Below are 24349 nucleotides of genomic sequence, written 5' to 3' on the forward strand. Positions count from 1 at the left end.
CAGTCAGGGAAAGGTCAGAGTAAGCCCAGTTGTTCGACCTCGGGCGCGCGCGGCAATTCCGGCAAAGGTGCAAGACCTGGCAAGCGTGCCATCAGGCGTTGATGGAAATGCTGGGCCAACGCCGCAGCCAGGCGATTGTCCGAGGTGTGCAGGAAAATGTAGGGGCTGCGCCCTTCTTCGATCCAGCCGGCGACTTTCTCTACCCAGGGGCTGAGGAAGGTGTGATTGGCCTCCAGCTGCGGATGGCCGATGAAGCGAACCTGTGGGTGCTGGCTGAAGGCCGCCGGGCGCGGTGGTACCTTGGGCTTCTTGGATTGCGCGTGCAGCACGGCAGGGTCGCGCGAGGTGCAGCTGAACAACGCACGCGGGTCCAGGCAAATACGCTCCACGCCGCGTTCGTGCAGCAGGCGGTTGAGCAGGCGTTCTTCTTCACCCTTGGCGAAAAAGGCCTGGTTGCGCACCTCCACGGCCACCGGCAGCCCGATTTGGTCGAGGAAGTGGCAAAGCTCGCCCAAGCGCGCCGGGCCGAACTGGGCCGGCAATTGCAGCCAGTACGGTGATACGCGCTGGCCCAGCGGGGCCATCAGCCGCGTGAAGTCGAAGGCAGGCTCAAGCTGATCACGCAGGTCACCCTCATGGCTGATGTCGCGGGGAAACTTGGCGGTGAAGCGGAAATGCTGGGGCATCACCTGCGCCCAGCGGGCAATGGTGCCGGGGGCGGGGCGTGCGTAGAACGTGGTGTTGCCCTCGACGGCATTGAACACCTGGCTGTAGAAGCCAAGCATTTCATTGCTGCTGGCGTCGGCGGGATACAGGTACTCACGCCAGGCGTTTTCGCTCCAGGACGGGCAACCGAGGAAATAAGGCAGTGGTGGTGGACTCATCCACTAAATGTACAGGTCGAGCCCCAGTACTTCCATGTCCCAGTCAGTGAAACCGGCGGTGCTCAGGTAGCTGGCCAATGCGGTGGCGGTGCGGCGGTCACGGGCGCGGGGGAAGATCATGTCTTGCTGGCGGGCTGGCAGGCCACCGCTGCGTCGGCGGGCGGTGGCTTCCACGGGCGCGGGCTGGCTGTCTTCTATCAGCTCGGCATCATCGATGGCCTCGTCACGCGCCGGTGCCTTGCGCGGGGTGCGCTTGACCGGGTAGGACTGCGATGAGAAACCGTCGATACGCATGGCATGAGCACTCAGGACCAATGATGGCAATTTAGCAGCATCAGAGATCCGTCGCTAATGCTTGAGTGATAACTGGACCACAGATCGCGCAAAAGGTTTTAGAGTGAACGGCGATAACCGACGAACAGCACTCAGTGCTTCTTGGGCGTGGCTACATTATCGCGCAGATAAACCGGTTGCGCCTGTTCGGCAGCAATTGCCTCACCTCGGGCCCAGGCGAAGGTGGCCAGGCTGAGAATGTCGAGGGCACTGGGCAAGGCGCCAGGGTTACTGGCCGCCACCTTTACCGCCAGGCGCTCGGCGTAGCCCCAGCCGGTACCGGCACCGAACCACTCGCCGTTGCTGCCGGCCGGCAGCGCTACCTGCTCGGGCGGCAACACCGCTTCGCGGCCGACCAGGCGCATTTCGCCTGCCGTGGCTTGGTAGCAGCCCCAGTACACTTCGTCCATGCGCGCATCGATGGCAGCCGCCACCTGCTGCACGCCCTGCTCGCGCAAGGCCCCCTGGGCCAGCGCGGCCAGGTTGGACACCGGCAGCACCGGGCGCTCCAGCGCGAAGGCCAGGCCCTGGACCACACCAATGGCAATGCGCACGCCAGTGAATGCACCCGGGCCTCGGCCGAAGGCGATGGCATCCAGTGCATTCAGCGCAACGCCGGATTCGGCCAGCAACTGCTTGATCATCGGCAGCAACTTCTGCGCGTGCTGACGTGGGATCACCTCGTAATGGCTGGTTACCTTGCCGTCATGCAGCAGCGCGACGGAACAGGCTTCGGTGGCGGTATCCAGGGCCAGCAGGGTGGTCATCGAACGGGTATCCAGGTGCGAATGAAAAGAGCGGCAGTATAGAGCAGCGGCGGCGTTGTGTCCCGAGGGGGCGCTGTGCGGCCTTTGCAGGTGGCCTGTACAACATGGCCTTGACGCAATCCCTGTAGGAGCGGGCCAGGCCCCGTGGGTTGCAGCCCTGGAACGACAACGGCCCGCTAGCGGGCCGTTGTCGGGGGCGTCAGGCGCTGATCAGCTCAGGGCTGCCAGGACCTTGGCGGTGATGGCGTCGACCGAACCGACACCTTCGATGTGGCTGTACTTCGGCTTGCCGGCATTGGCGGCCGACAGCTTTTGGTAGAACTCTACCAGCGGCTTGGTCTGGGTGTGGTAGACCGACAGGCGATGACGAACGGTTTCTTCCTTGTCGTCGTCGCGCTGGATCAGGTCTTCGCCCGTCACGTCGTCCTTGCCTTCCACTTTCGGCGGATTGTACTGAATGTGGTAGGTGCGGCCCGAGGCCAGGTGCACGCGGCGGCCCGCCATGCGGCCGACGATTTCTTCGTCGTCTACGGCGATTTCGACCACGGCGTCGATGTCGACACCCGCCGCGACCATGGCTTCTGCTTGCGGGATGGTGCGTGGGAAGCCGTCGAACAGGCAGCCATTGGCGCAATCAGGCTGGGCGATGCGCTCCTTGACCAGGCTGATGATCAGCTCGTCGGAGACCAGCTGGCCGGCATCCATGACTTTTTTCAGCTCCAGGCCCAGTGGGGTACCTGCCTTGACGGCGGCACGCAGCATGTCACCGGTGGAGATTTGTGGAATACCGAACTTTTCGGTGATGAACTTTGCCTGAGTACCTTTACCGGCCCCGGGAGCTCCCAGCAGAATTACGCGCATCTCGTGCTCCTCAAATTTTTTTATGAAATTCAATGGATTCGGCAACCAGGGCCAAGTCCGGAAAATCGGGTATGACCATAAAACGGTCAGAAGGCTGCTCAAGATACACAGCGCCCGGCAGCCATACAAGCGTCCCAAAGTTGCAGGAAAGCGCCACTTGTGGCCGACCGGGCAGGTGGTTGCGCCAGGCGCAACCAGCCACGCCTCATCCGTGCATGGCCTTCATGCCATTAACCCCGACAGGCCTGGATAACCTCTTAGCCGGTATTGCGCAGCCCGGCAGCAATACCCGCTACGGTCACCAGCAAGGCCTGCTCCAACGGGCTGTCCAGAGCGGCTTCGCGGCCGCGCGAGCGGGCCAGCAACTCGGCCTGCAGGCGGTGCAGCGGGTCCAGATAGGTGTTGCGCAGGCTGATGAATTCCAGCGTCTCGGGGCTGTGCGCCAGTAGCACCTGCTGCCCGGTCAGGCCCAGCACCACCTGGCAAGACTGCGACAATAGGTCGCGCAGGTGCGCACCTAAAGGAAGCAGGTGCGGTTGCACCAGACGTTCGTCGTAGGCCTCGGCAATTTGCGCATCGGCCTTGGCCAGCACCATTTCCAGCATGTCGATGCGGGTGCGGAAGAACGGCCATTGCTCGCGCATCTGCGCCAGCAACTCACCCTGGCCACGGGCCAAGGCGTTGCTCAGCGCGGTTTCCCAGCCCAGCCAGGCCGGCAGCATCAACCGGGTCTGGGTCCAGCCAAATATCCACGGGATGGCCCGCAGGCTCTCGATCCCCCCGGCGCGGCGCTTGGCCGGGCGGCTGCCCAGCGGCAGGCGCCCCAGTTCCTGTTCTGGCGTCGACTGGCGGAAATACTCGACGAAATCGGGGTTGTCGCGCACTACGCTGCGGTAAGCCTTGACGCCATCGGCAGCCAGCTGGTCCATCACCTCGCGCCAGGCCGGCTGCGGGGGCGGTGGTGGCAACAGCGTGGCTTCGAGCACAGCGGCCAGGTACAGGTTCAGGTTTTGCTCGGCGATGCCCGGCAAACCGAACTTGAAGCGGATCATTTCGCCCTGCTCGGTGGTGCGGAACCGCCCCGCCACCGAACCCGGTGGCTGCGACAGGATCGCTGCGTGGGCCGGGCCACCGCCGCGCCCTACTGTTCCGCCCCGGCCGTGGAACAGCAGCAGTTCGACCTGGTGTTCGGCGCAGATGCGCACCAGGTTTTCCTGGGCCCGGTACTGCGCCCAGGCCGCCGCCGTGGTGCCGGCATCCTTGGCCGAGTCGGAGTAGCCGATCATCACTTCCTGCGGGCCGCGCAGCCCGGCCCGGTAACCCGGCAGGCCGAGCAGGCGCTGCATTACCGGGCCGGCATTGTCCAGGTCGGCCAGGGTCTCGAACAGCGGTACCACACGCATGGGGCGGGTCAGGCCGGCTTCCTTGAGCAGGAGCTGCACCGCCAGCACATCCGAAGCGGCACCGGCCATGGAAATGACATAGGAGCCCAGCGAGGCCGCTGGCGCGGCGGCAACTTCACGGCAGGTTGCCAGCACCTCGGCGGTATCTGCCTGTGGCTTGAAGTGCGCGGGCAACAGCGGCCGGCGGTTTTTAAGCTCGGCCTGAAGGAATTCGATGCGGCGATCTTCATCCCAGTCGGCATAGCGCCCCAGGCCCAGGTAGTCGGTGATTTCGGTCAGCGCATCACGGTGGCGGGCAGCGTCCTGGCGCACGTCCAGGCGGCCGAGGAAAAGCCCGAAGGTGACGGCGCGGCGCAGGCAGTCGAGCAACGGGCCTTCGGCGATAACGCCCATGCCACACGCGTGCAGCGACTGGTAGCAGAGTTCCAGCGGCGCAATCAGGTCGCGGTTATCCACCAGTACTTCAGCGCTGGCCGGTTGGCTGCCGGTTAACGCCGAATGTGCCCAGGCACGCGTCGCCCGCAGGCGGTCGCGCAATTGCTTGAGCACGGCGCGGTAGGGTTCGGGACTGTCCCCTACCCGTTCGCGCAAGGCGTCGCTGGCCTGCTGCATGGACAACTCGGCGGCCAGTGCATCGATGTCGCGCAGGAACAGGTCAGCAGCCATCCAGCGCGCCAGCAACAGCACTTCCCGGGTGACAGCGGCGGTCACATTGGGGTTGCCATCACGGTCACCGCCCATCCACGAGGCAAAGCGGATCGGCGCGGCTTCCAGCGGCAGGCGCAGGCCGGTGGCTTCCAGCAGGGCTTTGTCGACTTTGCGCAGGTGGCTGGGGATAGCGTGCCACAGCGAATGTTCGATTACCGCGAAGCCCCACTTGGCTTCGTCTACCGGGGTAGGCCGGGTGCGGCGGATTTCTTCGGTGTGCCAGGCCTCGGCGATCAGCCGGCGCAGGCGTTCACGTACCTGCTGGCGTTCGTCCGGGGTCAGGTCGCGGTGGTCCTGGGCAGCGAGCTGGCCGGCGATGGCGTCGTACTTCTGGATCAAGGTGCGGCGCGCCACCTCGGTGGGGTGCGCGGTGAGCACCAGTTGGATGTCGAGCTTGGCCAGTTGCCGGGCCAGGGCATCGTTGCTGTGGCCGGCCTGCTTAAGGCGCGCCAGCAGCTCGGGTAACACCCGCGCCTCGAAAGGTTCGGCTTGATCGGCGTCGCGGCGGCGGATCAACTGGTACTGTTCGGCCATATTGGCCAGGTTGAGGAACTGGTTGAAAGCCCTGGCCACCGGCAGCAGATCGTCTTCGGCCAGGTCGGCCAGGGTAGAGGTCAGTTGCTCGCCAGGGCCACGGCGGTCGGCCTTGGCGCTGTGGCGAATGTCCTCGATTTTCTGCAAGAACGCATCGCCATGCTGCTGGCGAATGGTTTCGCCGAGCAGCTCACCCAACACATGGACATCTTCACGCAAACGCACATCGATATCGGTCATTGGCCCTCTCTTTGGCGCGGCACTGGCGCACTCCTGTATACAGCTCTACCGAAGAGTGCCCCCAGCCGAGCGGCAATGGCAAGCCGAGATCAGCCAAAGCAAACTAAAGTGAAAGCACAGCACTCCCATGCAATGCAGCCTGTAAAGGCGTCAACAGAGGTCATCATGAAAATCCGTGAACTCGCCCAGCACTGGGAACAAAATGCCGCCGGTACGCTCAGCCCCACGGGCCATGTGTTGCATCTGGACCTGGAGTCCGAGGCGCGCCTGGCCGCGCTGATCGACATGTACCCCAAGCGCACCGCCGAAGAACTGCTTGGCGAACTGGTGGCGGCCGCCCTTGAAGAGCTTGAAGCAAGCTTCCCCTACGTGCAGGGTCGCCAGGTCATTGCCACCGATGAAGAAGGCGACCCGCTGTACGAAGATATAGGCTCTACGCCACGTTTTCTGTCCCTCTCGCGACAGCACCTGCATAGCCTGAGCACCCACGGCGACGACAGCGAACAATAACCACCTGCCCCAACGTTCCGGGCCTCGCCAAGGCCCGGAATACCGCTCCAGCCCGCGAAAGTTCACACCATCCCTCACTGACCAATCAGTCAGAAATAATTCCTCGTTTAGCGCACTTTTTTCTGAACCATTCTGAAAACGTTCGAGTCGGAGCCAATAGCCATCACGCTAAAACCCTGCACACTGCCATCGTGCACCGTTCAGCTGAAGCGCACGGTTTTGTCAGGGATTGAGCGATGGACTGCTACGGACATCGTCGTTATCAGGAGTGATCCAATGGAGCTGACCACCATGAAGACCCGCACCAGCAAACTGTCATCTACTCATGTGCGCGGGTTCAAGCTGGCCGCGCTGGCCCTGGGCAGTAGCCTGGTCCTGGCCGGCTGTGCGGGCAACCCGCCCACCGAGCAGTATGCCGTTACCCAGTCCGCCGTGAACTCTGCCGTCAGCGCGGGGGGCACCGAGTTCGCCGCCGTGGAAATGAAAGCGGCCCAGGACAAGTTCAAGCAAGCCGAAATCGCCATGCACGACAAGAAGTACGACGAGGCCAAGCGCCTGGCCCAACAGGCCGAGTGGGACGCACGCCTCGCCGAACGCAAGGCCCAGGCGGCCAAGGCCCAGAAGGCCGTGCAGGATGCCCGCCAGGGCGTTCAGGACGTACGTGAGGAAGGCCTGCGCAGCGCTCAGTGAGCCCTGCCCCGCCAACCTTAGCCTTCGCACTCGATCAAAGGATGAACACTATGCGCAAACACGTCATGATTCCCGCCCTGCTGGCCCTCAGCGTCGGTCTTGCTGCCTGCTCGCACGACCCGAATGCCAATCTGGAAGCGGCCCGTACCAACTTCTCCTCGCTGCAGAGCGACCCGCAAGCAAGCAAAGTCGCCGCACTGGAGACCAAAGATGCCCAGGATTGGCTGAACAAAGCCGACAAGGCTTACATGGACCGTGAAGACGAGAAGAAGGTCGACCAACTGGCCTATCTGACCAACCAGCGTGTCGAAGTGGCCAAGCAGACCATTGCCCTGCGTACTGCCGAAGGTGAGTTGAAGAACGCCTCGGCCCAGCGCGCCCAGGCCAAGCTGGACGCCCGCGACGCGCAGATCGCCAAGCTTCAGGACAGCCTGAATGCCAAGCAGACCGACCGCGGTACGCTGGTGACCTTCGGCGACGTGCTGTTCGACTTCAACAAGGCCGAACTCAAGAGCAACGCCTACCCGAACATCACCAAACTGGCCCAGTTCCTTCAGGAAAACCCGGAGCGCAAGGTGATCGTAGAGGGCTACACCGACAGCGTCGGCTCGGCCAACTACAACCAGAGCCTGTCCGAGCGCCGTGCCAACAGCGTGCGCATGGCACTGGTACGTGCAGGCGTAGACCCGGCGCGCATCGTCGCCCAGGGCTATGGCAAGGAGTACCCGGTCGCGGACAACGGCAGCAATTCGGGCCGCGCGCAAAACCGTCGGGTGGAGGTGACCATCTCCAACGACAACCAGCCAGTGGCACCGCGCTCGATGAGCCAGGTTCAGCGTTAAGGCTGGCTAGCTGAACAGAAAGCCCCGCGATCGACGCGGGGCTTTTCTTTGTCCGCCGCAGACGCCCAAAATGCTGCGCCGAACACTCACTTCACCTGCTTCGGGGTTTCCTCGCCCATGCAGCGCACCGCACGCTTGCGGTTGTCCACCAGCACCCCGGTCAGGCCTTTCTGCTCGGTGTCGAACAATACCAGCACGCCATCGACGCACTGGGCCACTTGCGGTGCCGGGTCCAGCGAAACCTTGTAGTCCTCGCCCGGAATCGTCTTGAGCATGGTGAAGTCCTGCAACAACAGGGCATCCTCCGGTTTGGCGAAATGCAGGTAACCGTAGTACCACAAGGCCCCCACCGTCACGATGATGCTGCCGACGCCGGTCAGGATCAGCGGGATGGCGTTGCGTTCTTCACTCATTGCTTGTTGTTCTCGTCAGGGTAATTGGGCACTTCGGCCAGGCGCCGCAGGCCGTTGAAATGGCTGGGGTCATCAAGAAAACGCAGCATCACCTGGCGCCACGTGGGGTCGGCGAAGGTCTGTACGTGGCCACCACGGGTCAATTGCAGCACCCGCGGCGGTGGCGCGTGCTGGTACAGGCGGATGCCGTTGTCCATCGGCACCAGGTTATCGTCAATGCTGTGGAAGAACAGCTTGGGCGGGCTGCTGAGCTGCTCGATCGAACGGATTGCGCTGTCGCCGTCCGGCACCAGCCACGACAGCGGCACCTGTAACGGCCAGGTCATCCACGAGGTGCTGAGGGCAAAACGCCCGACTGAACGGTAACTGGCTGGCACCCCATCAAACACCAGCGCACTGAACCGCTGACGCTGCTCGGGATGGACCGCCAGGTAGTGAATGGCCATGGCCCCACCTAGGCTTTGCCCCAGCAGCACCAGTGGCTTGCCCTTTACCTCGGGGGCCTGGTCCAGCCAGGCCATGGCAGCGGAAATATCTTCGTACACGTCTGGCAGGCTCGGCGTGCCCTGCGACAAGCCGTACCCGCGGTAATCGATCATCAGCACCTGGTAACCCTGCTCCGGCAGCCAGTAGCTGCCCCCCAGGTGCCCGGGCAGGTTGCCGCCGTTACCGTGCAAATGCAGCACCGTACCCTTGACCTCGATGCCGGCCTTGGCCGGCAACCACCAGCCATGCAGCCGCAGGCCGTCCGACGTCACAAGGGTGACATCGCGGTAGGCGAGTTTGGCGCGCTCGGGGGTAAACGCCTGACCGCGCTCGGGGTAGAACAGCAAGCTGCTGCAGCCACTCAGCCCCAACAGCAGCAAGCCAAGCGCCAGCAGGCGGCAGCGGTCAGAGAATGTTCGCGTAGTCGGCTTCAATACGGTCCAGGCTCAGGTGGTTGAGGAAGTTGGAGAAGCACATCCAGGCCGACAGCGCGTTAAGGTCGCGGAACTGCTCGGGCAGGTACTTGGGCGGCTCGACCAGGCCCTCCTCCACCAGTTGGCGCAGGGTGCGCATGTCTTCCAGGGTGGTCTTGCCACAGAACAGCAACGGGATCTGTTCGAGCTTGCCTTTTTTCACGGCCAACTGAATGTAGTTGTAAACCATGATGAAGCCCTTGAGGTAGGACAAATCCTTGGTGAATGGCAGGCCATTGGGCACCGAACCGCGGAACACCCGGCTGGCATTGCTGTAGCTCTGCGCGATCTCGAAGCCTTGCTCACGGAAGAAATCGAACACCTGGAGGAAATCGGCGCCCTCCTCGACCATGTGGATGGCGCGGGTGCGGTTGGTGAGCTTGCGCAGACGGCTAGGGTAGGAAGCAAAGGCAATCACCTCCATGAGGATGGCCAGGCCTTCCTGGGTAACCGTCGACGAGGGCGGCCCCTTGGCCAGGAAGGTGCAGATCGGCTGGTTCAGGCCATTGAGCGTGGTGCCGACATGCACCAGCCCTTCGTGTACCTCCAGGGCGCGCACGTCGCGCGCGTTGAACATGGCATCGGCGCGCACCTTGATGTAGTCGGCACCGGCCGCCGCATCGGCGACGATACCGTCGGACTCGAACACGCGGATGGTTCCCTCGGCCTCGCCGAACACCTTGTTCAGCCGGTGCTGGAGGATCTCCACGGCCTCCTTGGCGGTGAGGTTTTTCGGTTCGTCCTTCAGGTCGCCACGGCCATCGATGTTGTTCAGGTAGTCCGACAGCATCAGGCCGAGGTCGGCCAGGGTCGGGTCACCGGCATGGAAGGCATCGGAGGCAGCACCATACAGCTCCTGGGAGATAAGGCCAAAGTCCTCGGTACCGCGCGCTTCGAGCATACGCACCACCATGCGGTATTCGCGGCACATGCGCTTCATGATCTGCCCGACCGGGTTGAACTGGCCAAGCTGGCGGATGATGTCGCGCTCGATGCCCTGGAACTCGGCCTTGACCGCGCCGGAGTCGAACGACAGCGGGCGCGACTGGTAATAGGCACGGTCGACGGCCGGCGGCTCCTTGCCCTTGCCCTTGAGGAAGCCCTGACGAATGTTGTCGTCCCACTTCACCGCGTCCAGCACCCGGATCGGGGTCTGTGCCGCCACGATGCGGTCAGACAGGGCACGGATGGTTTGCTGGTATTCGTCCACTGGGGACTCCTTATTGCAACAATGAGCCAAGCCTTGTGTTGCCTGTGCTGGCCTCTTCGCGGCTAAAGCCGCTCCCACGGGGACCGCACAGGTCTCAAGCCTGATGCAGTGCCTGTGGGAGCGGCTTTAGCCGCGAAGAGGCCGGCACAGGTCACTACTTGCCAGTACGCTGGAACCGCGCCACTTCGACGAACAAATCGGAGTTGGCCGGGTCGTCCAGGTAGGCCAGCACACGCGCCGACGGGCTGTCGATCAGCACGCCGTCACCGTTGTCTTCCGGCACCTCGGTACTGCGCCCGGTCAGTTCCTTTTTGTCCACCGCCTGCTGCACCTGCTCGACATCCAGGTTGTAGACCACCAGCTCCTTGCCCTCGACGATGTCGAAACCGCCGATCAGGAAGTTGCCCCCCAGGCGCTTGGGCACGCCTGCCGACAGGTACCAGCGGTTACCGTGGCGCGAAACGGTGAACACGTATTCCTCAGGCGCCTTGCCCTTGGCCGTGGCCACCGCCTTGTAGGCACCGCCGCCGCTGCGGCTGATGGTCAGCTTCAACGGCTCGCCCCAGGCGTCCTTGCTGCTCCACTTGCCGAGCAGGGCCTTGGGCGCCGCCTGGTTGCTGGGCAAAGGCTCATGGAAGGTCACCAGACAACCGCCCAGCAGCAGGAATGACAGAGTCAACAACACCACACGCCAGGCTTTCATCAGGTTCTCCTTGAAAAATCGGTCTCGGCTCAGGCCGATGCCAGCACCAGCTGCAGGTATCGGGTAAGCATAGCGAGCATCTGCCCATCGGCTTGCGCGTTCGCATCCTTGAGCAGGCCCTGATATTCCATCTGCTCGATAATCGCCGTCAACATCTGGGCGTCCTGTTCCGGTTGCCGCGATCCCACCACCTGCAACAATTGCCGGGTGCCGTGCAGCAGGATCTGCTCGTGGGCACGTACCAGCTCAGCCAGGCGTGGACACAGCAGCGCTTCCTGGCGAAAGGCCTGTTCGGCCATCAGGAAATCGCGGCGGTTCAGCAGTTGCCGCTGCACATAGTCGGCAGTCATGCGCGCCACTTCGTCAGCCAGCCGCGCCCGTGCCTGCGGGCTGCCGTCGCCCTGGGCCAGCAACTGGCGCAACACCACCTCGGTGTTGGCCCACAGTTTGGCCATGTAGGCGGCACTGCGCTCGACATATTGGGCGAAGGTGTCGGTGAGCAGGTCCTCGATGTCCTTGAAGTAGTAGGTGGTGGCCGACAGCGGCACAGCGGCCTCGGCGGCCACCGCACGGTGGCGCACACCGCGAACCCCATCGCGCACAACGATGCGCATGGCGGCGTCGAGGATCAGCTGGCGGCGCTGTTCGCTGCCTTGGCGGGCAGTCTTGCGACCTTGGTATTGCACGTTTTCGGCGACGGCGGTAGCGATGCCGGCGGCGCCTTGATCAGGCATGGCGGGTGTCACGGGGATACCTCACGGTTCAAGTCATCTGCGGCCTGCGCTGGCCTCATCGCCGGCACGCCAGCCCCCACAGGCCCGCACAATCGTCAGGACCTATGCAGTACCTGTGGGCGCTGGCTTGCCGGCGATAGAGCCAGTACAGACAACATAAAGCTTCAGGCAAGAAAAAGCCGCCTCGAAAGGCGGCTTGTTCAATTCACTCAGGCCTGTGGACGCATGTGCGGGAACAGGATCACGTCGCGGATCGACGGCGAGTTGGTCAACAGCATCACCAGCCGGTCGATACCGATGCCTTCACCGGCGGTCGGCGGCATGCCGTATTCCAGCGCACGCACGAAGTCGGCATCGTAGTGCATGGCTTCGTCGTCACCGGCGTCCTTCTCGGCCACCTGGGCCAGGAAGCGCTCGGCCTGGTCCTCGGCATCGTTGAGCTCGGAGTAGGCGTTGGCGATTTCGCGGCCACCGATGAACAGCTCGAAGCGGTCGGTGACAGCCGGGTTGTCGTCGTTACGACGGGCCAGCGGCGACACTTCGAACGGGTACTCGGTGATGAAGTGCGGCTGCTCCAGCTTGTGCTCGACCAGCTCTTCGAAAATCATCACCTGCAGCTTGCCCAGGCCTTCGTGGCCCAGCACCTTGGCACCGGCCTTCTTGGCGATGTCGCGGGCGCGGTCAACGTCCTGCAGGTCGGCAGCGGTCAGTTCCGGGTTGTACTTGAGGATCGAGTCGAACACCGACAGGCGCACGAACGGCTCGCCGAAGTGGAACACCTTGTCGCCGTACGGCACGTCGGTAGAGCCCAGTACAAGCTGTGCCAGCTCGCGGAACAGTTCCTCGGTGAGGTCCATGTTGTCGCGGTAATCGGCGTAGGCCTGGTAGAACTCGAGCATGGTGAATTCAGGGTTGTGACGCGTCGAAACACCTTCGTTACGGAAGTTGCGGTTGATCTCGAACACCTTTTCAAAGCCACCGACCACCAGGCGCTTGAGGTACAGCTCCGGCGCGATACGCAGGAACATGGCCATGTCCAGGGCGTTGTGGTGGGTTTCGAACGGCTTGGCCGCCGCGCCGCCCGGGATGGTCTGCAGCATTGGCGTTTCAACTTCGAGGAAGTCACGCTCGATGAGGAACTTGCGAATGTGCGAGATCACCTGCGAACGCACACGGAACGTGTGGCGGGTTTCTTCGTTGACCATCAGGTCGACGTAACGCTGGCGGTAGCGCTGCTCGGTGTCGGTCAGGCCATGGTGCTTGTCGGGCAGCGGGCGCAGCGACTTGGTCAGCAGACGCACGTTGGTCATTTCGACGTACAGGTCGCCCTTGCCGGAACGGGCCAGTGTGCCTTCGGCGCTGATGATGTCGCCCAGGTCCCAGGTCTTGACTGCGGCCAGGGTTTCTTCTGGCAGGGTCTTGCGGTTGACGTAGACCTGGATACGACCGGTCATGTCCTGGATCACCATGAACGAGCCACGGTTGAGCATGATACGGCCGGCAACCTTGACCGGGATCGCGGCTGCTTCCAGCTCTTCCTTGGTCTTGTCCGCGTACTGTTTCTGCAGGTCGTTGCAGTAGCTGTCGCGACGGAAGTCGTTGGGGAAGGCGTTGCCTTTGGCGCGCTCGGCGGCAAGTTTTTCCTTGCGCAGGGCGATCAGGGCATTTTCTTCCTGTTGCAGGTCTTGCGATTCGGTCTTGAGGTCGCTCATGTCGTCATTCTTTCCATCAGGTATTCGTTGCCCTATTCGGGCAGGGCACGCGATACCGGCGGGTAGCCAGGTATCGCGGCAGTGGAGTGCGGCTTACAGCCCTTGCTTGAGGCTTGCTTCCAGGTACTGGTCGAGGTCACCGTCCAGCACTTTCTGGCAGTCGCTGCGCTCTACGCCTGTGCGCAGGTCTTTGATGCGCGAGTCATCCAGTACGTAGGAACGGATCTGGTGGCCCCAGCCGATGTCCGACTTGCTGTCTTCCAGCGCCTGCGAAGCAGCATTGCGCTTCTGCATTTCCAGCTCGTACAACTTGGCCCGCAGCATTTTCATGGCGGTGTCTTTGTTGGCGTGCTGGGAGCGTTCGTTCTGACAGGCCACCACGGTGTTGGTCGGCACGTGGGTAATACGTACGGCCGAGTCGGTGGTGTTCACGTGCTGACCACCGGCACCGGAGGAACGGTAGGTGTCGATGCGCAGGTCGGACGGGTTGATCTCGATCTCGACCTTGTCGTCGATTTCGGGCGACACGAATACCGCCGAGAACGAGGTGTGGCGACGGGCACCGGAGTCGAACGGGCTCTTGCGCACCAGGCGGTGCACACCGATTTCGGTACGCAGCCAGCCGAAGGCATACTCGCCCTTGATGTGCACGGTGGCGCCCTTGATCCCGGCGACTTCACCTTCGGAAAGCTCGATGATGGTGGCGTCAAAACCACGCTTGTCGGCCCAGCGCAGGTACATGCGCAGCAGGATGTTGGCCCAGTCCTGCGCCTCGGTACCGCCGGAGCCGGCCTGGATATCCAGGTAGGCGTTGTTCATGTCCATTTCGCCGCTGAACATGCGACGGAACTCAAGCTGCGCCAGGGACTCTTCCAGGCCCTGCAGCTCGGTCTCGACGTCGCTGACAGCGCTTTCGTCCTCTTCCTCGACAGCCATGTCGAGCAGGTCCTTGCAGTCGGACAGGCCATTGGACAGCTTGTCCAGGGTCTCGACGACCTGTGCCAGCATGGCACGCTCGCGGCCCAGGGCCTGGGCGTACTCGGGCTTGTTCCAGACGTTGGGGTCTTCCAGCTCGCGGTTGACTTCGATCAGGCGGTCATGCTTGTGATCGTAGTCAAAGATACCCCCGAATGGACTGGGAACGCTCGGTGAGGTCCTTGATGGTGTTCAGGATCGGTTGGATTTCCATGGGCTGGCTACTCGTGCGAATTCGGTGAAAAGCCTGCGAGTATAACCGAGTCCGCTGCACGACGGCAGACCCGCCGGGCGACCGGAGCGCCGTATTTACCCCATGGCAGCGGCGTACCTGCCGTCAGGCAATGCCAACCTGGTTCCGCCCGCTGTTCTTGGCCTGGTACAAGCCTTTGTCCGCCGCCGAGATCAACAGCCGGCAGTGGCTGCCGACGGCCGGGGTCTGGGTGGCCAGGCCAATGCTCACGGTCAGGCGGGCATCGGCAGCCGGAGCGGTGTGCGGGATGCCCAGGGCCAGCACGGTCTGGCGCAGCTTCTCGGCCACCAGGCGTGCCCCGCCGGGCGACGTATTGGGCAGCACCAGCGCAAACTCCTCGCCACCATAGCGGGCCGGCAGGTCGGTCGGCCGCGAGCACGAGCCACGGATCGCCTCGGCTACCTGACGCAAAGCCTCGTCGCCGGCAAGGTGACCGAAGCTGTCGTTGTAGGCCTTGAAATAATCCACATCGATCATCAGCAACGACAGCTGCTGCTGTTCCCGCATGGCGCGGCGCCATTCCAGCTCCAGGTACTCGTCGAAGTGGCGGCGATTGGACAGCCCGGTCAGGCCATCGGAGTTCATCAGCCGCTGCAGCATCAGGTTGGAATCGAGCAGCTGCTGCTGGCTGACGCGCAAGGCGCGGTAGGCCTCGTCGCGTTGCAACAGCGTGAGGTAGGAGCGTGAGTGGTAGCGAATACGCGCGACCAGTTCGATGGTATCCGGCAGCTTGACCAGATAGTCGTTGGCCCCGGCGGCAAACGCCGCGCTCTTCACCAGCGGGTCTTCCTTGGTCGACAGGACGATGATCGGGATGTCCTGAGTGGCCGGGTTGTTGCGGTATTCGCGCACCAGGGTCAGACCGTCAAGACCAGGCATGATCAGGTCCTGGAGGATTACCGTGGGCTTGATGCGCATGGCCTGTAGCACCGCCTGGTGCGGATCGGCACAGAAGTGGAAGTCGATGTTGTCTTCATTGGCCAGCCCCCGCCGCACCGCCTCGCCGATCATGGCCTGGTCGTCGACCAGCAGCACCATCGCCGAGTTCTCGTTGGTGGTGGGAAAACCCTCGATCGGTAATTCATTCATACCTGTTCACCCGATCACTGCCGGCCTGGCGGCGTGATTCATTACATTTCGTCATTTTGCGAAAAAGTCCGTCAAGCGCCCGGCGATGCGTTCAAGCGGGCGAATTTCCACCGCGGCATCAATGGCCGCAGCAGCCTTGGGCATGCCGTACACTGCGCTGCTGGCCTGGTCCTGGGCAATGGTCAGAAAGCCCTGCTGACGCATCAGCTTCAGGCCCTGGGCGCCGTCGCGGCCCATACCGGTGAGCAGCACGCCCACCGCATCGCCATTCCAGTAACGTGCCACGCTTTCGAAGAACACATCGATCGATGGCCGATAGATTTCATTGACAGGCTCGGCAGTGTAGGCCAGTTGGCCATTCTGTAGCAGGCGAATGTGGTGGTTGGTGCCTGCCAGCAACACCTGGCCCGGCTGCGGCGGCTCGCCTTCGCGGGCCAGGCGCACCGGCAGGCCTGCTGCGCTGCTGAGCCATTCGGCCATCCCTGCGGCAAACACCTGGTCCACATGCTGGACCAGCACGATGGCCGCCGGAAACGCTGCCGGCAAACCCTTGAGCAGCACTTCGAGGGCCGCCGGGCCACCCGCAGACGAGCCGATCGCCACCAGCCCGCGACGCTGGGAAGCCTCGCGCACGGGCGCGGCAACCGGCTTTGCGGCAGGGCTGCGCTGCTGGCCGACCAACCAGCCGATATTGAGGATCTTGCGCAGCAGCGGTGCCGCCGCTTCGCGGGCATCGCCAGCGCCCAGCGCCGGGGTATCGACCACGTCGAGGGCACCATGTCCCATGGCCTCGAACACCCTGTGCACATTCTGTTTGCGGTCCACCGTGACGATGACGATGGCGCACGGGGTTTCGGCCATGATCCGCCGGGTGGCCTCCACGCCGTCCATTACCGGCATGATCAGGTCCATCAGGATCAGGTCCGGCAATTGCTCGGCGCAGCGCTGCACCGCCTCGGCGCCGTTGCTGGCCACCCACACCACCTGGTGAGCAGGCTCCAGGGCGACCGCCCGGCGCAGCGCCTCGACGGCCATGGGCATGTCATTGACGATGGCGATCTTCATCCCTGAGCACCTCCGATCAGCTCCACCACAGCATCCAGCAACGCATCGTCGTGGAAACTGGCCTTTGCCAAATAGTAGTCGGCGCCTGCATCCAGGCCACGCCGTCGGTCTTCCTCACGGTCTTTATAGGACACCACCATTACCGGCAGCGACTGCAGGCGCTGGTCGCGGCGAACCAGGGTGACCAGCTCGATGCCGTCCATGCGCGGCATGTCGATGTCGGTGATCAGCAGGTCGAAGTCCTCGCCGCGCAGGGCGTTCCAGCCGTCCATGCCATCTACCGCCACCGCCACATCGTAGCCGCGGTTGCCCAGCAGCTTGCGCTGCAGCTCGCGCACGGTCAGCGAGTCGTCGACCACCAGGATGCGTTTACGGACCACGCCGCGGGCACCGCTGCTGCCGCGCTCGACGCGTTCCAGGCTGCCGGTGCTGAGCAGTTTTTCCACCGAGCGCAGCAAGTCTTCGACATCGACGATCAGTACCACCGAGCCATCATCGAGCAAAGCGCCAGAGGAAATGTCCTGCACCTTGCCCAGCCGTGGGTCGAGTGGCATCACCACCAGCACCCGCTCGCCCACCAGCCGCTCCACGGCCACGCCATACAGTTGCTCGCGCTCGCGGATCACCACCACGCGCAGGCTGGCTTCGTCGCTTTGCCCGGCCGGGCGGTTGAGCAACTGGCTGGCTGCCACCAGGCCGATATGCCGGCCTTCATGCCAGAAATGCTGGCGCCCTTCGATCTGTACGATCTGCTCGGCGGTCACCTCCAGCGTGCGTTCGATATGGGCCAGCGGGAAGGCGTAGGCTTCACCACCCACCTCGACAACCAGGCTACGTACCACCGACAAGGTCAGCGGTACCTGCAGGTGGAAGCGGCAGCCCTGCCCCGCCACCTGGGTCAGCTCTATTGAGCCGCGCAGCTCGCGGATCATGTGCTGCACCGCATCCAGCCCCACACCGCGCCCGGACACCTCGGTGACCGTGTCGCGCAGGCTGAAACCAGGCAGGAACAGGAACGTCAGCAGTTCCGCCTCGCTCATGCGCGCCACAGTGTCGGCGGGCGACAGGGCACGCTCGACGATGCTGCTGCGCAGGCGCTCCAGGTCGATACCGGCGCCATCGTCGATCAGCTCCAGGCTGAGCATGCCGGCCTGGTGCGAAGCCCGCAGGCGGATCACGCCTTCGTCGGGCTTGCCCGCCAGCAGGCGCCGCTGGGGCAATTCGATGCCGTGGTCGACGGCATTGCGCAACAGGTGCGTCAGCGGTGCTTCGAGCTTTTCCAGCACATCGCGATCGACCTGGGTTTTCTCCCCTTCCACCACCAACCGCACCGGCTTGCCCAGCGAACGGCCCAGGTCGCGGACCATGCGGCTCTGCCCGGTCAGCACGTCGGCAAACGGCCGCATGCGGCAAGCCAGGGCCGTGTCATACAGCAACTGCGCACGCTGGCTGGCCTGCCAGCCGAACTCGTCCAGGTCGGCCGCCTGCTGCTGCAGGATCTGCTGGGTTTCCGCCAGCAGACGCTGGGTTTGCGCCAGGGCTTCGAGCACCTCGCTGCTCTGGCCACTGTCCTCGAGTTGCAGGCGCAAGCCGTCGAGCGCCTGCATGCCTTGGCCGTGCATGCGTTTGAGGCGTTGCAGGGTGGCCAGGTAAGGCTTGAGCCGCTGGGTTTCCACCAGCGACTTGCTGGACAGGTCGAGCAGACTATTGAGGCGGTCGGCGGTGACACGCAGTACCCGCTCGGCACCTTCGCCTGCGCGCTTGCCAGCCTTGCGCTGCAGAATCGGCTCGGGCTCTGCCTCTGGGTCGGGCGGTTCGGCTGGCAATACCGGGGGGGCAGACGGCAAGCTTGCCAACGGCGGCTCTGGGACCACGGGTGCAGCCAGCGGCGGTGCAGGCATCGCAGCGCCCGGGTCGAGCAGGCTGGCCATCTGCGCAAGAAACACCGGCAAGGTCGCCTGCGCCGCGGCATCGCCTGGCGTGGCGATACGCATCAGCAGGTCGGTCCCCTGCAACAGTGTGTCAATGTGCTCGGCGGTCAGCCGCAGCCGACCTTCCTGCGCCGCCACCAGGCAATCTTCCATGACGTGGGCAACGCTGACACCAGCATCCACCCCGACGATGCGCGCGGCCCCCTTGAGCGAGTGAGCGGCACGCATGCACGCCTCAAGCTGGTCGGCCTGGGTGGGGTTGCGTTCCAGTGCCATCAAGCCAGCACTCAGCACCTGGGTCTGCGCCTCGGCCTCCAGGCTGAACAGTTCGAGCAACGATGCGTCGCGCATTTGCTCTGGGGTCATGACAGGCTCCGCTGCACGGCAGACAGTAGGTGTTGATCGTCCAGCACCCGCACGCTGCGGCCGCGCCACTGCAGGACAGCAGCGGTGAAGCGTGAGGCGTCCTGGCCGCTGCCCAGCAGCAATGGATCGAGCCGGTGAATACCGTCGATTTCCTCGACGGCCATCACTACAGGCCCACCTGCGGCAGCCAGAATCAGCATGCGGGGCATGGCCCGACCGCTCCGTTGCTCGGCGGTGCCGGCCTGCACACCCAGCAAATCAGCCAGCGACAGGCATGGGACCAACGCACCGCGGACATTGGCAACCCCCTGCAGCAGCCGCGAGCGCTGGTGCGGCAGCGAATGCACAGCCTGCAGCGGGGCGATTTCGGCGAGGCTGGCAGTGGCCAGCGCCAGCCATTCTTCGCCCAGTCGAAATAGCAGCATGGAGCGGCCGGTGTTTTCTTCGACCTGTTGTACCGCTGCTGCCTGGTGATCCGGCATCAGCGCATAGCGGTCGAGCAAACGCGTAGCCGCAGCGGCATACACCTCGCAATTGCGGCAATGAACATGCCGCTCCAGCAGCGGGCACTGCTTGTCGCCGTGCACGCCAATACGGTTCCAGCAGTCGTCGATGTGCGCGTCATCCTCGGCGAGCAGTTGCAACGCGGATTCAGTGTTCATCGTTCAGGCTCCCGACCAGCCCGCACTGCGCGATCCTGCAGGCGCCGGGCGCCGGCCAGATCGCCCTGGGCCGCCAGCAAGGCGGCCAGGTGCACCAGCGCTTCGGGGTGCTGTGGTTCCAGGTACAGGGCCTTGCGATAGTGGGTCAGCGCCTGCTGCGCATCGCCCTCGGTATCACTGAGCAGCCCCAGCCAGTAGTACACCTGGGCGGACGGCGGATACTGCTTCAGGTAGCGCTGGCATTCTTCACGCGCCTGTTCGCTGGCGCCGGCATTGGCCAGCCGGGCAATGCTGGCCAGCAACTCGCTGGCGGCCTCGGGCTTGTGCTCACGGGCTGGCGCAGGGCGGGTCACCGCCGGCAGCACCCGCAGCGGGCGCCGCATCGGCACGCCGGGCGGCGGATAACCTGATGTGGGTAAAGTCGCCAGCGTCCGCCTCGCGGGCTGGGCGGGTGTCGCCGGCAACGGGGTGCTGTTACCTTGCTGGCGCACATAGGCAAACGACTGGGCGATCCCTAGCGGACGCATGCCCAGGCGCGCCAACAAGCTGCCTTCGGCCGGGCCGATGAACAGCACACCCTGTGGATGCAACAGGCGCTTGAGCACTTCGAACACACGCTGTTGGGTAGGCACGTCGAAATAGATCAACAGATTGCGGCAGAACACGAAGTCATACAGCCCATCGCGGCTGGCCAACGCCGGGTCAAGCACATTGCCCACCTGCAGGCTGACCTGCTGACGTACCCGTTCATGCAGGCGGTGGCCTTCGTCCAGCGCATCGAAATAGCGTTCGCGAAAGCCCAGTTCGCTGCCACGGAAAGCATTGCGGCCATACACAGCCTGCCCGGCCTTGGCTACCGAGTTGGGGCTGATGTCCATGCCATCAATGATGAATGCGCCCGGCGCCATGCCGGCGTCGAGCAAGGCCATGGCCAGCGAATAGGGTTCCTCGCCGGTTGAGCAAGGCAGGCTGAGCAATCGCAGTGGCCGCGCGCCCGCCAGTTGGGCCTGGCGTTTGTGGGCCAGGCTGCCCAGTGCCGTGAAGGATTCGGGATATCGGAAAAACCAGGTTTCCGGGACGATCACCGCTTCGATCAGCGCTTGTTGCTCATCCGTCGACTGCTGCAGACGCAGCCAGTAATCTTCCAGGTCCGTCGCGCCCACGGCAACGCAACGCTGGCGCAGTGCGCGTTCGACCATGGGCGCGCCCACCGACTCCACGTCCAGGCCGATACGCTCACGCAGGAAGCGGAAAAAACGCTGCTCGTTCATGTAAGCATCCCTGTCGGGTCTTGCGTGTACAGCAATTGGTGCACGGCGTCGGTCAGCAGGTCATTGACTTCGATGCGCTGCAGCAGGCCCAGAGCATCCTGGCGCACCGGGCCCAGATATGGCGCTTCGCCCGTGTCCACGCCATAGGGCTGGAACTCGTCGGGTTGGCAACGCAGGGTTTCAGTGGCCTGTTCCAGGATCAGGCCAAGCTGCAGGCTGCCACGGTAGTGCACCAGCACCAGGCGCGTACTGGTGCGTTGCGCCGCAGGTTGGCCAAAACTCAGCGCGGCAAGGTCGATCACCGGGACCAGTTGGCCGCGATGGGCGAGGATGCCCGCGACCCAGGCAGGTGCCTGGGCAATCGGCTTGAGCGGCTGGCGCGGCAGCACCTCGATCACCTCGTGCACGCTCAGGGCAAAGCGCTGCTCCCTGAGGCGAAACTGCAGGTACAACTCACCCTTGACGTTGTGCACGGGTGCGGCGCGCGGTTGCAAGTCGTTCATCGCGGTCAGACTTTGAAACGCGACACGCCGCCACGCAGGCCGGCGGCCACCTGGCTCAGTTCATCAATGGCAAAACTGGCCTGGCGCAGCGACTCGACGGTCTGGGTACTGGCATCGCTGAGCTGGGCCAGCGCCTGGTTGATCTGCTCGGCACCGGTGGCCTGGGCCTGCATGCCTTCGTTGACCATCAGCACGCGCGGCGCCAAGGCCTGCACCTGATGAATGATCTGGCTGAGCTGCTCGCCCACCTGCTGCACTTCGAACATGCCACGGCGTACTTCTTCGGAGAACTTGTCCATGCCCATGACCCCGGCCGATACCGCCGACTGGATTTCACGCACCATCTGCTCGATGTCGTAGGTGGCCACGGCGGTCTGGTCGGCAAGGCGGCGCACTTCGGTGGCCACCACAGCAAAGCCACGGCCGTACTCGCCGGCCTTTTCCGCTTCGATGGCGGCGTTCAGCGACAGCAGGTTGGTCTGGTCGGCAACCTTGACGATGGTTACCACCATCTGAGTGATGTTGCTGGCCTTCTCGTTGAGGATACCGAGCTTGGCGTTGACCAGGTCGGCGGCGCCCATCACCTGATGCATGGTCTCTTCCATGCGCGCCAGCCCCTGCTGGCCGGAGCCGGCCAAGCTGGAAGCCTGATCAGCGGCGGAGGTGACTTCGGTCATGGTCCGCACCAGATCACGTGAAGTGGCCGCAATTTCCCGCGAGGTGGCGCCGATTTCGGTGGTAGTAGCTGCCGTTTCGGTGGCAGTGGCCTGCTGTTGCTTGGACGTGGCGGCAATTTCGGTAACCGACGTGGTCACCTGCACCGACGAACGCTGTGCCTGTGCCACCAGGTTGGCCAGTGCCTCGGCCATTTCGTTGAACCCGCTTTCGATGGCGCCGAACTCGTCCTTGCGGTCCAGGCTCAGGCGCATGCTCAGGTCACCCGAGCGCAACCTGTCGAGCGCATGGACAATGCGCTGCATGGGAGCGGTGATGGCACGCATCAGCAACAGGCCACAAATGGCGGCCGCGACGATGGCCAGCAGCAGCGAAACCACCATGCTGCCTTTGGCCGTGCTCACGGCGCTGACAATCTCGCTGGTGGCGGAGGCGGCAGACGCCCGATTGAATTCGATCACTTCATTAAGGTGCTTGCGCCCTTCCACCCAGGCCGGCGTCAGCACCTCCATGATCAGCCGTTCAGCTTCGGCGTAGTTGTGCTGGCGATATGCATCCAGCACCTGATTGACGATCCTGAGGTAGTTCTCTTCCAGTTGCACGAAGCTCTCGAAGCGGGTCTGGTCGTCCTTGTCCTGGATGGTAGCCTGGTAGCTGGCCATGTGCTGCTTGAGCCGGTCTTCGAAGCTTTTGAACAGCTCCATGTCGGCTGAAGTGATCTCACGGTGGTTGGACAGCCCCACCAGTTGCTGGCTGGTGACGTAGCTGTCGACCCAGGCGCTGCGGATCATCGAGCTGTAATAGACCCCGGGAATGCTGTCGGTCCCCACCGCCTGTTCGGCAGTTTCGATGGCCACCAACCGCGAGTAGGCGGCCACGATCATCAGCAGCATGATGGCGATGATCACGGCGAAACTTGCCAGGATCCGTTGGCGCAAGGTCCAGTTTTTCACATTCAGCCCTCAGGAATTCACAACGAGCGGGAAAAATCGCCGAAGTATAGCCCAGAGGCCTTACAGATTTGCGGGTGAAGTGAGGGCTAAACAGGCATACCTGCTGATGGACATGTCACTGGGGCTGCTGTGCAGCCCTTCGCGGGCACGCCCGCTCCCACAGGTATCAGCGAAATGTCGAAGGTTGTGATAACCCTGTGGGAGCTGGCTTGCCGGCGATGGGCTGCGACGCAGCCCCCAGTTATTGGCCCGCAGCAAGCCGTACCTGGCTTTCCAGCTCCTGACGCAAGCCTGGGTCCAGGCGCAGTTGGCGGGCCAGTTCGTCGAGGTAGGCACGTTCCATGTAGTTTTCCTGGTCGACCATCATCACGCTGGCCAGGTACATCTCGGCGGCCATTTCCGGCGTTTGCGCGGCGCGGGCCACTTCGGCCGGGTCCAGCGGCTTGTTCAGCTCGGCGTGCAGCCAGTGCTGCAGCTCGCGGTCGCTGTCCAGGCGGGTGAACTCGCCCTCGATCAGCGCCCGTTCGCGCTCGTCGATATGGCCATCGGACTTGGCCGCCGCCACCAGCGCCCGCAGCACCGCCTGGCTGTGCTGCTCGACCTGTGCAGGCGGCAGGCGGTCGACGGTTTGCGGTTCGGCTGCGGCCCCGCGCTGATTGGCCTGCCAGTTGCCGTAGGCTTTGTAGGCGAGCACTCCCAGCGCGGCCAGGCCACCATAGGTCAGGGCTTTGCCGCCGTATTTTCGGGCTTTCTTGCTGCCCAGCAACAAGCCCAGAGCGCCGCCACCCAACAGGCCGCCACCGGCACCGGACAACAGCCCGCCAAGCCCACCGCCAGCGCTGCCGGACGTGTTGGCGCCCCCCTGTTTTTCGAGCATCTGCTGGCCGGATTTGAGGAGTTGATCAAGCAAGCCCCGAGTGTTCATTCATGTGTCTCCACGCAAGAAGATTCAACCGCCAGAGTAAGGCTTGGCAGAACGCACGCCATCGCGGATTTGCTTCCGGATGTTGCATTGGCTGGCAAAAAGCCAACTAGACTCGATATCGCCAATACCTCGCGCGATCGCACTACGCTTATAACAATTGCTTCACGGCTTGCTTGAT

General features: G+C 63.6%; 23 protein-coding genes. 3 read left to right on the forward strand and 20 right to left on the reverse strand.

The window, feature by feature from the left end; translation table 11 throughout:
* Window positions 1-14 precede the first annotated feature (14 nt).
* The 5 genes from AC07XM_RS19225 to ppc all read right to left on the reverse strand — a co-directional run bounded on the left by AC07XM_RS19225 (window position 15) and on the right by ppc (window position 5730).
* The gene (locus tag AC07XM_RS19225; protein WP_023049120.1) at window positions 15-884 is read right to left on the reverse strand and encodes a DUF72 domain-containing protein; all 870 of its coding nucleotides are present in this window, start codon (window positions 882-884) and stop codon (window positions 15-17) included.
* Between the two features lie 3 nt (window positions 885-887).
* Entirely contained in the window at window positions 888-1178 is a 291-nt protein-coding gene (locus tag AC07XM_RS19230) for a hypothetical protein (protein WP_016485181.1), read from the reverse strand.
* A 131-nt stretch (window positions 1179-1309) separates the two neighbouring features.
* A complete protein-coding gene (tsaB, locus tag AC07XM_RS19235) occupies window positions 1310-1984 on the reverse strand; it encodes a tRNA (adenosine(37)-N6)-threonylcarbamoyltransferase complex dimerization subunit type 1 TsaB (RefSeq protein WP_060517544.1) in 675 nt (224 codons plus the stop codon).
* Window positions 1985-2194: 210 nt separating this feature from the next.
* A complete protein-coding gene (gene adk, locus AC07XM_RS19240) occupies window positions 2195-2845 on the reverse strand; it encodes an adenylate kinase (protein ID WP_016485179.1) in 651 nt (216 codons plus the stop codon).
* Window positions 2846-3102: 257 nt separating this feature from the next.
* Window positions 3103-5730: a phosphoenolpyruvate carboxylase gene (gene ppc / locus AC07XM_RS19245; protein ID WP_016485178.1), complete on the reverse strand. Its 2628-nt coding sequence runs from the start codon at window positions 5728-5730 to the stop codon at window positions 3103-3105.
* Between the two features lie 165 nt (window positions 5731-5895).
* On the opposite strand from ppc, the gene AC07XM_RS19250 reads away from it, so the two are divergent.
* The 3 genes from AC07XM_RS19250 to lptF all read left to right on the forward strand — a co-directional run bounded on the left by AC07XM_RS19250 (window position 5896) and on the right by lptF (window position 7772).
* On the forward strand, window positions 5896-6240 hold the full coding sequence (locus AC07XM_RS19250) for a pilin assembly protein (RefSeq protein ID WP_102689602.1): 345 nt from the start codon (window positions 5896-5898) through the stop codon (window positions 6238-6240).
* Window positions 6241-6516: 276 nt separating this feature from the next.
* Entirely contained in the window at window positions 6517-6930 is a 414-nt protein-coding gene (locus AC07XM_RS19255; protein WP_014592166.1) for a DUF4398 domain-containing protein, read from the forward strand.
* A gap of 50 nt (window positions 6931-6980) precedes the next feature.
* Entirely contained in the window at window positions 6981-7772 is a 792-nt protein-coding gene (gene lptF, locus AC07XM_RS19260) for a lipotoxin F family OmpA-related lipoprotein LptF (protein WP_016485176.1), read from the forward strand.
* Window positions 7773-7858: 86 nt separating this feature from the next.
* On the opposite strand, the gene AC07XM_RS19265 is transcribed toward lptF, so the two are convergent.
* The 15 genes from AC07XM_RS19265 to AC07XM_RS19335 all read right to left on the reverse strand — a co-directional run bounded on the left by AC07XM_RS19265 (window position 7859) and on the right by AC07XM_RS19335 (window position 24171).
* Window positions 7859-8185 carry a PA3694 family proteiin gene (locus tag AC07XM_RS19265; RefSeq protein WP_016485175.1) on the reverse strand — a complete coding sequence of 109 codons (327 nt, stop codon included), beginning with the start codon at window positions 8183-8185 and terminating at the stop codon, window positions 7859-7861.
* Window positions 8182-9105 carry an alpha/beta hydrolase gene (locus AC07XM_RS19270; protein ID WP_102689603.1) on the reverse strand — a complete coding sequence of 308 codons (924 nt, stop codon included), beginning with the start codon at window positions 9103-9105 and terminating at the stop codon, window positions 8182-8184. The genes AC07XM_RS19265 and AC07XM_RS19270 overlap by 4 nt, the downstream gene beginning before the upstream one ends.
* Window positions 9077-10354 carry a flavohemoglobin expression-modulating QEGLA motif protein gene (locus tag AC07XM_RS19275; protein ID WP_016485173.1) on the reverse strand — a complete coding sequence of 426 codons (1278 nt, stop codon included), beginning with the start codon at window positions 10352-10354 and terminating at the stop codon, window positions 9077-9079. Before AC07XM_RS19275 ends, AC07XM_RS19270 begins: the two co-directional genes overlap by 29 nt.
* A 154-nt stretch (window positions 10355-10508) precedes the next feature.
* Window positions 10509-11057 (reverse strand): hypothetical protein, encoded by a 549-nt coding sequence (locus AC07XM_RS19280; RefSeq protein ID WP_016485172.1) that lies wholly within the window; start codon window positions 11055-11057, stop codon window positions 10509-10511.
* Between the two features lie 29 nt (window positions 11058-11086).
* Window positions 11087-11791 (reverse strand): TetR/AcrR family transcriptional regulator, encoded by a 705-nt coding sequence (locus tag AC07XM_RS19285; RefSeq protein WP_016485171.1) that lies wholly within the window; start codon window positions 11789-11791, stop codon window positions 11087-11089.
* A gap of 209 nt (window positions 11792-12000) precedes the next feature.
* Entirely contained in the window at window positions 12001-13503 is a 1503-nt protein-coding gene (gene lysS / locus AC07XM_RS19290; RefSeq protein WP_012270790.1) for a lysine--tRNA ligase, read from the reverse strand.
* Between the two features lie 93 nt (window positions 13504-13596).
* Window positions 13597-14692, reverse strand: a protein-coding gene (prfB, locus tag AC07XM_RS19295) for a peptide chain release factor 2 (RefSeq protein WP_096425666.1) whose coding sequence is annotated in 2 segments (ribosomal slippage) — window positions 13597-14619 and window positions 14621-14692 — 1095 coding nt in all. Because the reading frame shifts where the segments join, the coding sequence is not laid out codon by codon here.
* A gap of 123 nt (window positions 14693-14815) precedes the next feature.
* Entirely contained in the window at window positions 14816-15820 is a 1005-nt protein-coding gene (gene wspR, locus AC07XM_RS19300) for a Wsp signal transduction system regulator diguanylate cyclase WspR (protein WP_016485169.1), read from the reverse strand.
* Window positions 15821-15871: 51 nt separating this feature from the next.
* Window positions 15872-16885 (reverse strand): Wsp signal transduction system protein-glutamate methylesterase WspF, encoded by a 1014-nt coding sequence (gene wspF / locus AC07XM_RS19305; protein ID WP_095115735.1) that lies wholly within the window; start codon window positions 16883-16885, stop codon window positions 15872-15874.
* Window positions 16882-19182, reverse strand: a complete 2301-nt coding sequence (locus AC07XM_RS19310) for a hybrid sensor histidine kinase/response regulator (protein ID WP_102689604.1) — start codon at window positions 19180-19182, stop codon at window positions 16882-16884. The genes wspF and AC07XM_RS19310 overlap by 4 nt, the downstream gene beginning before the upstream one ends.
* A complete protein-coding gene (locus AC07XM_RS19315) occupies window positions 19179-19844 on the reverse strand; it encodes a chemotaxis protein CheW (RefSeq protein ID WP_016485166.1) in 666 nt (221 codons plus the stop codon). The genes AC07XM_RS19310 and AC07XM_RS19315 overlap by 4 nt, the downstream gene beginning before the upstream one ends.
* Complete coding sequence (locus tag AC07XM_RS19320; protein WP_102689605.1) at window positions 19841-21115, reverse strand: CheR family methyltransferase; 1275 nt, start codon at window positions 21113-21115, stop codon at window positions 19841-19843. The genes AC07XM_RS19315 and AC07XM_RS19320 overlap by 4 nt, the downstream gene beginning before the upstream one ends.
* The gene (locus AC07XM_RS19325; protein WP_016485164.1) at window positions 21112-21618 is read right to left on the reverse strand and encodes a chemotaxis protein CheW; all 507 of its coding nucleotides are present in this window, start codon (window positions 21616-21618) and stop codon (window positions 21112-21114) included. Before AC07XM_RS19325 ends, AC07XM_RS19320 begins: the two co-directional genes overlap by 4 nt.
* Before the next feature lie 5 nt (window positions 21619-21623).
* Window positions 21624-23246 (reverse strand): methyl-accepting chemotaxis protein, encoded by a 1623-nt coding sequence (locus AC07XM_RS19330; RefSeq protein ID WP_016485163.1) that lies wholly within the window; start codon window positions 23244-23246, stop codon window positions 21624-21626.
* A gap of 241 nt (window positions 23247-23487) precedes the next feature.
* Window positions 23488-24171: a tellurite resistance TerB family protein gene (locus AC07XM_RS19335; protein ID WP_096425661.1), complete on the reverse strand. Its 684-nt coding sequence runs from the start codon at window positions 24169-24171 to the stop codon at window positions 23488-23490.
* Window positions 24172-24349 lie beyond the last annotated feature (178 nt).

This window comes from Pseudomonas sp. GW460-LB5 (assembly GCF_059423245.1).

Bases quoted from the DNA above. Each gene is read 5' to 3' on its own strand.
- AC07XM_RS19230 (WP_016485181.1), bottom strand. From the start codon at position 1,178: ATGCGTATCGACGGTTTCTCATCGCAGTCCTACCCGGTCAAGCGCACC.
- lptF (WP_016485176.1), top strand. From the start codon at position 6,981: ATGCGCAAACACGTCATGATTCCCGCCCTGCTGGCCCTCAGCGTCGGT.
- AC07XM_RS19255 (WP_014592166.1), top strand. From the start codon at position 6,517: ATGGAGCTGACCACCATGAAGACCCGCACCAGCAAACTGTCATCTACT.
- AC07XM_RS19320 (WP_102689605.1), bottom strand. From the start codon at position 21,115: ATGAACGAGCAGCGTTTTTTCCGCTTCCTGCGTGAGCGTATCGGCCTG.
- AC07XM_RS19325 (WP_016485164.1), bottom strand. From the start codon at position 21,618: ATGAACGACTTGCAACCGCGCGCCGCACCCGTGCACAACGTCAAGGGT.
- ppc (WP_016485178.1), bottom strand. From the start codon at position 5,730: ATGACCGATATCGATGTGCGTTTGCGTGAAGATGTCCATGTGTTGGGT.
- wspF (WP_095115735.1), bottom strand. From the start codon at position 16,885: ATGAAGATCGCCATCGTCAATGACATGCCCATGGCCGTCGAGGCGCTG.
- AC07XM_RS19335 (WP_096425661.1), bottom strand. From the start codon at position 24,171: ATGAACACTCGGGGCTTGCTTGATCAACTCCTCAAATCCGGCCAGCAG.
- wspR (WP_016485169.1), bottom strand. From the start codon at position 15,820: ATGAATGAATTACCGATCGAGGGTTTTCCCACCACCAACGAGAACTCG.
- AC07XM_RS19265 (WP_016485175.1), bottom strand. From the start codon at position 8,185: ATGAGTGAAGAACGCAACGCCATCCCGCTGATCCTGACCGGCGTCGGC.
- AC07XM_RS19315 (WP_016485166.1), bottom strand. From the start codon at position 19,844: ATGAACACTGAATCCGCGTTGCAACTGCTCGCCGAGGATGACGCGCAC.
- AC07XM_RS19250 (WP_102689602.1), top strand. From the start codon at position 5,896: ATGAAAATCCGTGAACTCGCCCAGCACTGGGAACAAAATGCCGCCGGT.
- AC07XM_RS19310 (WP_102689604.1), bottom strand. From the start codon at position 19,182: ATGACCCCAGAGCAAATGCGCGACGCATCGTTGCTCGAACTGTTCAGC.
- adk (WP_016485179.1), bottom strand. From the start codon at position 2,845: ATGCGCGTAATTCTGCTGGGAGCTCCCGGGGCCGGTAAAGGTACTCAG.
- AC07XM_RS19285 (WP_016485171.1), bottom strand. From the start codon at position 11,791: ATGCCTGATCAAGGCGCCGCCGGCATCGCTACCGCCGTCGCCGAAAAC.
- AC07XM_RS19280 (WP_016485172.1), bottom strand. From the start codon at position 11,057: ATGAAAGCCTGGCGTGTGGTGTTGTTGACTCTGTCATTCCTGCTGCTG.
- tsaB (WP_060517544.1), bottom strand. From the start codon at position 1,984: ATGACCACCCTGCTGGCCCTGGATACCGCCACCGAAGCCTGTTCCGTC.
- AC07XM_RS19225 (WP_023049120.1), bottom strand. From the start codon at position 884: ATGAGTCCACCACCACTGCCTTATTTCCTCGGTTGCCCGTCCTGGAGC.
- lysS (WP_012270790.1), bottom strand. From the start codon at position 13,503: ATGAGCGACCTCAAGACCGAATCGCAAGACCTGCAACAGGAAGAAAAT.